The 11,028-nt window shown below is 73.1% G+C and carries 11 protein-coding genes; 2 read left to right on the top strand and 9 right to left on the bottom strand.

The features are described 5' to 3' along the window. Positions 1–18 precede the first annotated feature (18 nt). Genes IEW03_RS18770 through IEW03_RS18745 form a run of 6 tightly spaced genes read right to left on the bottom strand, consistent with a single transcriptional unit; the run spans position 19 to position 6,511 of the window. Entirely contained in the window at positions 19–831 is an 813-nt protein-coding gene (locus IEW03_RS18770) for an HpcH/HpaI aldolase family protein (RefSeq protein WP_188525245.1), read from the bottom strand. After that, entirely contained in the window at positions 816–1,637 is an 822-nt protein-coding gene (gene hpaH / locus IEW03_RS18765; RefSeq protein WP_188525244.1) for a 2-oxo-hept-4-ene-1,7-dioate hydratase, read from the bottom strand. Before hpaH ends, IEW03_RS18770 begins: the two co-directional genes overlap by 16 nt. Then, complete coding sequence (gene hpaD, locus IEW03_RS18760) at positions 1,634–2,794, bottom strand: 3,4-dihydroxyphenylacetate 2,3-dioxygenase (protein ID WP_188525243.1); 1,161 nt, start codon at positions 2,792–2,794, stop codon at positions 1,634–1,636. The genes hpaH and hpaD overlap by 4 nt, the downstream gene beginning before the upstream one ends. A gap of 29 nt (positions 2,795–2,823) precedes the next feature. After that, positions 2,824–4,353 carry a 5-carboxymethyl-2-hydroxymuconate semialdehyde dehydrogenase gene (gene hpaE, locus IEW03_RS18755; RefSeq protein ID WP_188525242.1) on the bottom strand — a complete coding sequence of 510 codons (1,530 nt, stop codon included), beginning with the start codon at positions 4,351–4,353 and terminating at the stop codon, positions 2,824–2,826. Beyond that, positions 4,350–5,066, bottom strand: coding sequence for a GntR family transcriptional regulator (locus IEW03_RS18750; RefSeq protein WP_188525241.1), 717 nt, complete (start codon positions 5,064–5,066; stop codon positions 4,350–4,352). The genes hpaE and IEW03_RS18750 overlap by 4 nt, the downstream gene beginning before the upstream one ends. Next, the gene (locus IEW03_RS18745) at positions 5,063–6,511 is read right to left on the bottom strand and encodes a fumarylacetoacetate hydrolase family protein (protein ID WP_188525315.1); all 1,449 of its coding nucleotides are present in this window, start codon (positions 6,509–6,511) and stop codon (positions 5,063–5,065) included. Before IEW03_RS18745 ends, IEW03_RS18750 begins: the two co-directional genes overlap by 4 nt. A 107-nt stretch (positions 6,512–6,618) precedes the next feature. Between IEW03_RS18745 and IEW03_RS18740 the strand changes: the two genes are divergently transcribed. After that, positions 6,619–8,001: an MFS transporter gene (locus IEW03_RS18740; RefSeq protein ID WP_188525240.1), complete on the top strand. Its 1,383-nt coding sequence runs from the start codon at positions 6,619–6,621 to the stop codon at positions 7,999–8,001. An 18-nt stretch (positions 8,002–8,019) separates the two neighbouring features. Here the strand turns inward: IEW03_RS18740 and IEW03_RS18735 are convergent, their stop codons facing one another. Both IEW03_RS18735 and IEW03_RS18730 read right to left on the bottom strand, forming a co-directional pair. Next, positions 8,020–8,889: a hypothetical protein gene (locus IEW03_RS18735; protein ID WP_188525239.1), complete on the bottom strand. Its 870-nt coding sequence runs from the start codon at positions 8,887–8,889 to the stop codon at positions 8,020–8,022. Between the two features lie 128 nt (positions 8,890–9,017). Continuing rightward, on the bottom strand, positions 9,018–9,548 hold the full coding sequence (locus IEW03_RS18730; RefSeq protein WP_188525238.1) for a DnaJ family domain-containing protein: 531 nt from the start codon (positions 9,546–9,548) through the stop codon (positions 9,018–9,020). Positions 9,549–9,619: 71 nt separating this feature from the next. Between IEW03_RS18730 and IEW03_RS18725 the strand changes: the two genes are divergently transcribed. After that, a complete protein-coding gene (locus tag IEW03_RS18725; protein ID WP_188525237.1) occupies positions 9,620–10,222 on the top strand; it encodes a TetR/AcrR family transcriptional regulator in 603 nt (200 codons plus the stop codon). Positions 10,223–10,252: 30 nt separating this feature from the next. Here the strand turns inward: IEW03_RS18725 and IEW03_RS18720 are convergent, their stop codons facing one another. Continuing rightward, positions 10,253–10,966 carry an IclR family transcriptional regulator gene (locus IEW03_RS18720; RefSeq protein WP_229738432.1) on the bottom strand — a complete coding sequence of 238 codons (714 nt, stop codon included), beginning with the start codon at positions 10,964–10,966 and terminating at the stop codon, positions 10,253–10,255. Positions 10,967–11,028: the final 62 nt, after the last annotated feature.

Raw genomic sequence — 11,028 nt, 5'->3', positions numbered from 1 at the left:
AAGCGCGCTTAGGGCAGCCTAACCAAAGTCCGGGGCGGGAGTGAAACCCGCCGTCTGCGTGCCGAGCTTCTCCGCCCCGCGCGCGAGGAGGGTGACGTCGGCCCCGACGACGACGTACGCGGCGCCCGCGGCGACGTACTTCTCCGCCATGACCGGGTCGAACGCGTTCACGCCGACCGGCGTCCCTGCCCGGCGGCACGCGTCGATCGCGCCGAGCACCGCGCCGGTGACCTCGGGGTGGTCCTGCTGGCCGAGGTGGCCGAGCGACGCCGCGAGGTCGGCCGGCCCGACCAGCACCGCACCCACCCCGTCGACCGCGGCGATCGCCTCGGCGTCGGCGATCGCGGCGCGCGTCTCGAGCTGCACGACAAGCGTGATCCCGTCGTCGGCGCCGCCCAGGTACCCGGGCACCCGGTTCCACCGCGACGACCGGGCCAGCGCGCTGCCCACGCCGCGGACACCGGCGGGCGGGTAGCGCACGGCGCGGACGGCGTCGGTCGCCTGGGCGACGGAATCGACCATGGGCACCAGCACGTTCGTGGCCCCCAGGTCGAGCACCCGCTTGAGGCCCACCGGGTCGCCCGACGGCACCCGCACCAGCGTCGCGACCGGGTAGGCGGCCGTGGCCTGGAGCTGCGCGAGGACGGTGGTCAGGTCGTTCGGCCCGTGCTCGCCGTCCACCAGGACGACGTCCAGGCCGCTGCCGGCGAGGATCTCGGCCGCGACCGGGCTGCCCATGGACGACCAGGCGCCGGAGGCGGCCCGCCCCTCGGCGGCGGCGTCGGCGAGGACGGCGGCGAACGAACGGTCGGTGGTCACACGAAGCGGCATGTCACGGCCCCCAGGGTCCCGTAGTCGGCGTGCACGGTGTCGCCCGGGTGCACCCAGGTGGGGCGGGTGAACGACCCGGACAGGACGGTCTCGCCCGCGGCGAGCGAGTCGCCGTGCGCGGCCAGCTTGTTCGCGAGCCAGGCGACACCCTGCGCGGGGTGCCCCAGCACGCCCGCGGCGACGCCCGTCTCCTCGATGGTCTCGTTGCGGTACAGCAGGGCGGACACCCAGCGCAGGTCGACGTCGTCGGGCCGCACGGGCCGACCGCCCACCACCATGGCACCCATGGCGGCGTTGTCGCTGATCGTGTCGACGATCGTGCGCCCCGGCATCTCGACGCGCGCGTCGAGGATCTCCAGCGCGGGCACCACACGCTCGGTGGCGCGCAGCACGTCGGTGACGGTCACGCCCGGCCCTTCCAGCGGGAAGGCGAGGACGAAGGCGAGCTCCACCTCGACGCGCACGTTCGAGTACGCGGCGTGCTCCACGACGCCGCCCGACTCGAGCACCATGTCGTCGAAGATGACGCCGTAGTCGGGCTCGGTGATGCCCGTCGCGGCCTGCATGGCCTTCGACGTCAGGCCGATCTTGTGCCCGACGACGCGGCGGCCGCGGGCCTCCCCGCGGTCGCGCCACGTGCGCTGCACGGCGTAGGCGTCGGCCACGGTCATCCCCGGGTGCCGCGCCGTCAGGAGGGGCACGGGCGTGCGGGTGCGGTCGGCCTCGGCGAGCTCGTCGGCGATGGCGACGACGGCCGCGTCGTCGAGGGTGCGGGCGCCGTCGGGGGACGTGTCCCCGGCCGTCACAGCGTCGCCCCGAGCTTGAAGCCCTGCACGCCGCCGTCGCCTGTGCCGTCATCGGCCCGGCGCGTGTAGGAGAAGCCGTCGGCGCCGACGGTCACCTCCATCTCGGAGTCGTCGGTGCGGGCGACGACGGGCTGCGGGTTGCCGTCGAGGTCCAGCACGAGCGACGCCTCGGTGTACCAGCTCGGCACGACGGGGTTGCCCCACCAGTCGCGGCGCTGGTTGTCGTGCACGTCCCACGTGACGACCGGGTTGTCCGGGTCGCCGGTGTAGTAGTCCTGCGTGTAGATCTCGACGCGGTGCCCGTCGGGGTCGCGCAGGTACAGGTAGAACGCGTTGGAGACGCCGTGGCGCCCGGGGCCACGCTCGATGCAGTCGGAGATCCGCAGGGCGCCGAGCTTGTCGCAGATCGCGAGGATGTTGTGCTTCTCGTGGGTCGACCACGCCATGTGGTGCATGCGGGGGCCGTCGCCGCCGGTCATCGCGGTGTCGTGCACGGTCGGCTTGCGGCGCATCCACGCCGCGTAGACGGTGCCCTCGTCGTCCTGGATGTCCTCGGTGACGCGGAAGCCGAGGTCCTGCATGAACTTCACGGCCCGCGGCACGTCCGGGGTGACCTGGTTGAAGTGGTCCAGGCGCACCAGCTCGCCGGGGGTGTGCAGGTCGTAACGCCACGACAGCCGCTCGACGTGGGTGGTGTCGTGGAAGAACTCGTACGGGAAGCCGAGCGGGTCGACCACGCGCACCGAGTCGCCGATGCCCCTCGTGAAGCCCGCCGGGTCCCGGCGCACGTCGCAGCCGAGCTCGCCGTAGAACGCCTCGGCCTTGTCGAGGTCCTCCGGCGTGCGCACGCGGTAGGAGAACGCGGCCACCGCGGCCACGTCACCCTGGCGCAGCACCAGGTTGTGGTGGATGAACTCCTCGGTGGAGCGCAGGTAGACGCTGTTCTCGTCCTCCTCGGTGACGTACAGGCCGAGCACGTCCACGTAGAACCGGCGGGAGGCCGCGAGGTCCGTGACGACGAGCTCCATGTACGCGCAGCGCAGGATGTCCGGCGCGGGGCTCGACGGCGTCGCGATCGGGTTGTCGGAGTGGATCGGGGCCTCCTGCGAGACGTAGAAGCCCGAGGAGGTGAGGGTGCGGTCGTTCTTGTGGGTCATGTCAGGCGTCCTTGCCGTTCGAGGCCGGGTCAGTGCTTGCCGAAGGTCGGGTTGTGGACCTTGCCGAGCGTGATGTGCACGGCCTGCTGGTCGGTGTAGAAGTCGATGGAGCGGTAGCCGCCCTCGTGGCCCAGGCCGGAGGCCTTGACGCCGCCGAACGGGGTGCGCAGGTCGCGCACGTTGTTCGAGTTCAGCCAGACCATCCCGGCCTCGACGGCCTGCGAGAAGTTGTGCGCGCGCTTGAGGTCGTTGGTCCAGACGTAGGCGGCGAGGCCGTACTTCACGCCGTTGGCGAGCTCGAGCGCCTCTTCCTCGGTGTCGAACGGCGTGATCGCGACGACGGGCCCGAAGATCTCCTCGGTGAAGATCCGGGCGTCGGGCTTCACGTCGGCGAACACCGTGGGGGCCACGAAGTTGCCGGTCTCGAAGCCCTCGGGCCGGCCGCCGCCGGCGACCAGGCGGCCCTCCGACTTGCCGAGCTCGACGTAGCTCATCACCTTCTCGAAGTGCTCCGGGTGCACGAGGGCGCCCACCTCGGTGGCCTCGTCGTGCGGGTAGCCCACGCGTACGCGCTTCGCCTGCGCGGCGTACCGCTCGACGAACTCGTCGTACACGGCGCGCTCGACGAGGATGCGCGACCCGGCGGTGCAGCGCTCGCCGTTGAGGGAGAAGACGCCGAAGATCGTCGCGTCGACGGCGGCGTCCAGGTCGGCGTCGGCGAAGACGACGGCGGGGGACTTGCCGCCGAGCTCCATCGACAGGCCCTTGAGGTGCGGGGCGGCGTTGGCGAAGATGAGCTGGCCCGTGCTGCTCTCGCCGGTGAACGAGATGAGCGGGACGTCGGGGTGCTTGACCAGCGCGTCGCCGGCCTCCTCGCCCAGCCCGTTGACGAGGTTGAACACGCCGCGGGGCAGCCCGGCCTCCTCGAAGATCCCCGCCCACAGCGACGCGGAGAGCGGCGTGAACTCGGCCGGCTTGAGCACCACGGTGTTGCCGGTGGCGAGCGCGGGCGCGAGCTTCCACGACTCGAGCATGAACGGCGTGTTCCACGGCGTGATGAGCCCGGCGACGCCGATCGGCTTGCGGTTGACGTAGTTGATCTGGCGGCCGGGCACCTTGTAGGTGTCGTCGGCCTGGGCCACGATCAGGTCCGCGAAGAAGCGGAAGTTCTCGGCGGCGCGGCGCGCCTGGCCCAGCGCCTGGGTGATGGGCAGGCCGGAGTCGAAGCTCTCCAGCTCGGCGAGGCGGGCGTCGCGCGACTCGACGAGGTCGGCGATCTTGTGCAGCACGCGCGAGCGCTCGCGCGGCAGCATCTTCGGCCACGGGCCATCGGTGAAGGCGCGGCGGGCGGCGGCGACGGCGGCGTCGATGTCGGCCTGCTGGCCGGCGGCGGCCTGGACGTAGGTCTCGTTGCTCACCGGGTCGAGGACGTCGAACGTCTCGCCGCCGACGGAGTCGACGAACGCGCCGTCGACGTAGTGGCGGATGCGGTCCGGCAGGCCGTCGGGGCGGTGCCCGTTCCCGACGTGGGTGGTGGCATCCGACGTGTGGCTGGTCATCGCTGGACCTCCGTGGTCTGGTGGGACGAGTGGCGGGACTGCTGGTAGGCGAGCACCGCGTCGAGGGTGGCGGTGCGGTGGCGGCGGGCGGCCAGCTCGACGTCGAGCACGTCGGTGCTGCCCGCCTGCAGGCCGGTGATCAGGTCGAGGATGCGGTCGTGCTCCGCGACGGACTCGTGCGCCCGGCCGGGCACGAACGAGAACGACGAGTCGCGCAGCACGTTCATCCGGCGCCAGCCGCGGTGGACGAGGTCGAGCACGTGCGGGTTGGGGCACGGCTCGAACAGCACCGCGTGGAACTCGAGGTTGAGCTCGGTGAAGCGGTGCGGGTCGAAGTCCTCGAGGCAGCGGCGCATCCGCTCGTTGACCGCGCGGGCGGCCTCGAGCTGCGCGGCGGTCAGGTGCGGGGCGGACAGGGCCGTGGCGAAGCCCTCCACCAGGGCGAGGGTCTCCATCGTGTGGAGGTACTCGGTCTCCTTGATGAGGGCGACCTGCGCGCCGACGTTGCGCTCGAACGTCACCAGGCCCTCCGCCTCGAGGCGGCGGATCGCCTCCCGGACCGGCACCACCGACATGTCGAGCTCGCCCGCCAGCTGGGCCAGCACGAGGCGGTAGCCGGGGACGAACCGGCCGTCCTCGATCCGCTCGCGCAGGAACGCGTAGGCGCGCTGGGACTTGCTGACGCTGCTGGTCGGACCGGTCGTGAGGCTCATCCGGCACCGCCGGCGGTCTCGGCCTCGTAGCGGGCGCGCCAGGTGGCGTTCATCGGGAACAGCCCGTCGACGGGGTGCCCCGCGGCGACCTGCTGCGCGACCCACGCGTCGGCGGCCTCCTGGGCCTCGGCCTCGGCGAGCACCTCGGCCACGAGCGCCGGCGGGATGACGAGGACGCCGTCGCCGTCGCCCACGACGACGTCGCCCGGCTGCACGGCGGCCCCGCCGCACGCGACGGTCACGTCGGTCTCCCACGGCACGTGCCTGCGGCCGAGGACGGACGGGTGCGGGCCCTGCGAGAACACGGGGATGCCGATCTCCGCGACGGCCTCGGAGTCGCGCACGCCGCCGTCGGTGACGATCGCGGCCGCGCCGCGGACCTGCGCGCGCAGGGCCAGCACGTCGCCCACGGTGCCGGTGCCGCGCTCGCCGCGCGCCTCGACCACGATCACCTCGCCCGGCTCGACGGCGTCGAACGCGCGCTTCTGCGCGTTGAAGCCGCCGCCGTGGGAGGCGAAGAGGTCGGGGCGGAAGGGGATGAGCCGCAGCGTGCGGGCGGTGCCGACGAACCGGTCGCCCGGGCGGCCCGCGTGCACGCCCTCGACGAAGACGTCGGTGTACCCGCGCTTGCGCAGCACCGCCGACAGCGTGGCGACGGCGACGCCTCCGAACCGCTCGCGCATCGCGTCGGTGAGGACGAAGGCCGGCTCGGGCGCGGGGGCGGGGGTGCCCCAGGCCTCGGCGCGCTGCGTGTCGTCCACCGAGGGCTGGGAGCCGAAGTCGCCGAACGCGCGCGTGCCGGCGGTGACGGTGGTGACGAGGCGGCCGCTGGTCGGGGCGCCGGGCGCCTCGGGGGCGTCCACCTCGACCTCCACCGTCTGGCCCGGCTCGACGACCGACGACCCGGCGGGCGTGCCGGTGAGGATCACGTCGCCGGGCTCGAGCGTGAGGTGCTGCGAGAGGTCCGCGACCAGGCGGCCGAAGTCGAAGAGCAGCGTGCCGGTGGAGTCGTCCTGGACGAGCTCGCCGTCCACCCAGGTGCGCACGCGCAGGCCGGCGGGGTCGACGTCGGGCGCGGGGATCCAGCGCGGGCCGAGCGGGGTGAAGCCGTCGCCGCCCTTGTTGCGCAGGTTGGAGCCCTTGTCGGCGGCGCGCAGGTCGTAGAGGCCGAAGTCGTTCGCCGCCGTGACGGCGTCGACGTGCGACCAGCCCTCGGCCGGCGAGACCCAGCGGGCGGCGGTGCCGATGCGGATCGCGACCTCGCCCTCGAACGCGAGCAGCTCCGTGCCGAGCGGGCGCACGATCGTCCCGCCGGTGCCGGCGAGCGACGACGCGGGCTTGAGGAAGTAGGAGGGCTGGCTCGGCGTCCGGCCCCGCTGCGCCGCGCGCGACGGGTAGTTGAGGTGGACGGCGATGATCTTGCCGGGCTTGGGCTGGTCGTCGATGACCACGGGCACCCCATTGTCAGGTAGAAGCTGTCGTGTCGTATCTCGGATGATATACGATCCTGCCCACTGCACCACCTGCGGACTGACAGAGAGGTCTTCCGGACATGACCACCGGCACTGCAGCCACCCCCAGCGACACCGAGCGTCGCGAGATGCGGCGCGTCGCGTTCGCGACCGTCATCGGTACCACCATCGAGTGGTACGACTTCTTCCTCTACGCCAGCGCTGCCGGGCTCGTCTTCGGCACGCTCTTCTTCGAGCCGGCCGGCTCCTCGATCGGGACGCTCCTGGCGTTCGCGACCGTCGGCATCAGCTTCCTCTTCCGGCCCCTCGGCGCGTTCCTCGCCGGGCACTTCGGCGACAAGATCGGCCGCAAGGCCATGCTCGTCGTCACCCTGATGCTCATGGGCGGGGCCACCACCCTGATCGGCCTGCTGCCCACCTACGAGACGATCGGCATCGCCGCACCGGTGCTGCTCGTGCTGCTGCGCATCCTGCAGGGTCTGTCCACCGGCGGGGAGTGGGGCGGCGCCGTGCTCATGGCCGTCGAGCACGCCCCGGCCGGGCGGCGTGGCCGGATGGGCGCCTTCCCGCAGATCGGCGTCCCCGTCGGCCTGCTGCTGGCCTCCGGGGTGCTCGCGCTCATGACCGGGGTGATCTCGCCCGGCGACGCGTTCGTCGCGTGGGGCTGGCGCATCCCGTTCCTGCTGAGCGTGGTGCTCATCGGCGTCGGCATCATGGTGCGCCGCCGGGTGGAGGAGAGCCCGGTGTTCCTCGAGATCGCCGAGAAGAAGGCCGCGGCGAAGACCCCGATCCTCACGCTCTTCCGCAAGCACTGGCTGCTCGTGCTGCTCGCCGCGCTCACCTTCGCGGGCAACAACGCCGCCGGCTACATGACCACCGGCGGGTACCTGCAGAACTACGCGACCACCCCGGTCGCCGACGGCGGGCTCGTCGGGATGGACCGCACCCCCGTGCTGCTCGCGGTGGCGGGCGCGTCCGTCGTCTGGCTGGTGTGCACGTTCGCGGCGGGCGCCCTGTCGGACCGGATCGGGCGCCGGAACACCTACATCATCGGCTGGATCGCCTTCCTCGCCACCGTGTTCCTGCTGTTCCCCCTGGTGAACACCGGGGACCCGTGGCTGCTGTTCCTCGGTGTCTCCCTCTTCGCCGTGGGCAACGGGTTCACGTACGGGCAGCAGGCGGCGTACTTCACCGAGCTCTTCCCGGCGTCGATCCGCTACTCGGGGGTGTCGATCACGTACGCCATCGGCGCCATCCTGGGCGGCGCGTTCGCCCCGACGATCGCGGCCTGGCTCGTGCAGACCACGGGGACGGCGACGTCCGTCGCGTACTACATCGCGGGCGTCATGGTCGTCGCGTTCGCCGCCACGCTCCTGCTGCGCGACCGCACCGGCATCCCGCTCGGACCCGAGCACGAGGCCGAGCAGTCCGCCAGCCCGATCTACGGCGTCGGCAGGGCCTGACGGGCGCGTCCGGGGAGCTCAGCGCAGCTTCGCGCGCACCTTCAGGTAGGTGCGCTCGGTGACGGGCCCCCAGATGCCGGTGGGGGACACGGAGATGGCGCGCTGCACGGCGGCGACGGTCCTGTCGTGGGCGGCGCGCGACTTCGGGCCCCACTTGCCGTCGGCGGTGACGCCCACCGCGCGCTGGGCCAGCTTCACGCCGTAGGGGAACTTCGTGCCGTGCATCCGGGAGGCGGCGCGGATGGCCTGCAGCCGCTTGTCCGTGTTGGTGCCCCACAGGTTGTCGCGCTGGGCCCAGGGGAAGTGGGCGGCGCCCTGCAGCGACTGCGTCCTGCGCTGCCCCTCGGGGACCCGGACCAGGCCCCTGCCGTAGTTGGACGTCGAGCCGACGTCGACGTGCAGGTGGCTGCGGTGGTCGGCGGCCGAGCCGACCGTGCCGTCCCGCGCGTAGATCACGCCGAGGCCCAGCGAGTTCGCCACCTTGATCGCGAACCTCACGTTGGTCCGCTCGGACGCGGGCGCTCCGGGCGGGCCCCAGTTGAGGTCCGCGGCGAGGCCGTCGTAGTGCCACGACCGCGACGCGTGCGCCCCACGGGTGACGCCCCCGTAGGAGGGGTGCTCGGACACGCGGAACCCGTAGGCGTCGGCCCAGCGCAGGTAGCGCTTCAAGGTGCTGGAGCGGCTGCTCTGCTTGCCGAACCCCATGGGCAGGAGCGCCTCGGGCCGTGTCATGACGTGCCCCTCCCGCTCCGGGGCCGCGACCGGCCCGGCGAGCGCGGGCGACGGGCAGAGGGACCACAGGAGGGCGGCGGCCGCCCCGACGGCGGCGAGCCGTCGGCGGCCGGTCCACGGGCCGGCGTCGGCGGGGGACATCGGGCTTGAGCTCATCGGGCACCTCCGGGGTCGGTGTCGCGGCGGGGACTCCGGGGTCAGCCGTTGCTCGAGTCACCTCGCACACCATGCACAGATGTCGCCAGGACCGCCACGCGAGGATCCGTTCCCGCAGGTCAGCGCGCTCAGGCGCGCAGCGACCGCCGCCGACGGACGAGACGGCGGCGGCTCTTCCCGTGCGCCTCCGCTCGTGCCTCTGCGGCGCGTGCCTCCGCGGCCCGTGCCGCCCGGCGGTCCGCCCAGGCGGCGACCGTCGCCTCGACGTCCCGCGGCATGGTGACCAGGGGCGGCCCGGCCGGCGGCTGGTAGCGGCCACGACGCACCCGCTCGTTGAACTCCTCGACCTCCTGACGGACGTCGTCCTCGCTCCACAGCGCGTCGAGGCGCTCGTCCAGCGCGGCGTCCTCCTTGCGCAGCTGGACGGAGGGCGGCAGCAGCACGAACCGGTCGCGCTTCAGGAGGTTCTTCAGCCACCAGTCGGGGTCGTGGCGGTCGGGCAGGTCGAGCGGCTTGCCGCTGCCGGGCAGGTCGTCGAAGTCGCCTCGTTCGATCGCCTTGCGCACCAGCAGGTCGGCCAGCAGCGCGATCGCCACCTCGTCGTCGATGGCGACCGCGTACGGGTTGAAGAACGCGGAGGGTAGGTCCGGGTCAGCCATCGTCGCTCCCTCTCATGGTTGCCAATACGCCTGTATTGTGTCATGCGCATGGGCAAGGAACCGGAGGCAGCATGCCGAAGCTGGTGGACCACCAGGAACGCCGCGAGGCGCTCGCACGTGCGCTGTGGCGGGTCGTCGACCAGCACGGCTGGACGAAGGTCACGATGCGTGAGGTCGCCCGCGAGGCGGGGGTCTCGCTGGGGCACCTGCAGCACTACTTCACGTCTCGCACGGAGCTGTTGACCTTCGCGATGGACCTCACCGCCGCGCAGACCGGCGACCGGATCACCCGTGCGCTGGCCGCGCTCGACCAGCCTCCGCACCCCAGGGACGTGCTGCGGCTCGTCCTCGCCGAGATGCTCCCGCTGGGTCCCGAGGCGCGCGCCTCGAGCCGCATGCGCGCCGCCTACGTCCTCGAGACGCTGCACGACCCGGCACTGCGCGAGCAGGCGGGCCTCGGGCTGCGGGAAGGTCGCGCCATGGTCGAGAGCCTCGTCCGGCAGGCGATCGCGCAGGGGCAGATCGCGCCGGACCGCGACCCCGACGTCGAGACGGATCTCGTCCTCGCGCTGACCGGTTTCGCCCCGCTGCTCGAGCTCGAGGTGATCGAGCCGCAGGCCGCGCTGGCCGCCGTCGACCAGCACCTCGACCGCCTCTTCGCCGCGGCGCCCTGATCGTCCGCGCGAGCTGCCCCCCGCTCGGCGTCAGCCGCCGAGGGCGTCGCGGACGGCGCGGCCCGAGCGCTCCAGCCGCGCCGCGATCTCGGCGTGCCCGAGCGGGCTGGCGACGTGCACGACGGCGATCGCCGCGGGCTCCCGCCCGTGCAGCGCCAGCGGCACCGCGACGGACTCCAGGCTGGGGATGACCTCGTCGTGGCTGGTGGCGTAGCCGCGGCGCGACGCCCGGGCGACGGCGTCGCGCAGCCCGTCGGTCGCGTCCGCCGGCCACTCCGCGTCGGGCACCAGCGTGAGGATGGCCTTGCCCGGAGCGCCGGCGGTGACGGGGTGCCGGGCGCCGGGCCGCTGGGCCACCGGGGCGACGGCGTGCCGCGGCTCGACGCTGACGAGGGTCACGCACTCGTCGTGGTCGAGCACCGCGAGGAAGCAGGTCATGCCCAGCTCGTTCGCGACGGCGGTCAGCTCGGGGAGCGCCTCGGCCTGCAGGTCGTGGGCCACGCCGGCGGCGAGGGCCGCCATCCGCGCGCCCAGCGCGACCCGCCCGTTGCGGTCGCGCACGACGAGGCCGTGGTGCTCCAGCGTGCGCAGGAGCCGGTAGGCGATCGACCGGTGCACGCCCAGGCGGGCCGCGACGTCGTCGATGGTCAGGGACCCGTGGGAGTCGGCGAGGAGCTCGAGGATGCGGATGCCGCGGCTGAGGGTCTGCGACGGGGCGCCGCCGTCCCGGGGCTGTGTCGTCACCGTCGTCCTCCGGGGTCGTCGTCTGGTCGTCGTCTGGTCGTCGTCTGGTCGTGCGGTCGGTC

It is taken from the genome of Isoptericola cucumis, from assembly GCF_014635665.1.
GTDB lineage: Bacteria > Actinomycetota > Actinomycetes > Actinomycetales > Cellulomonadaceae > Isoptericola > Isoptericola cucumis.
The sequence above is the reverse complement of the archived record's forward strand: the minus strand, read 5'-3'. Positions and strand labels throughout refer to the sequence as shown.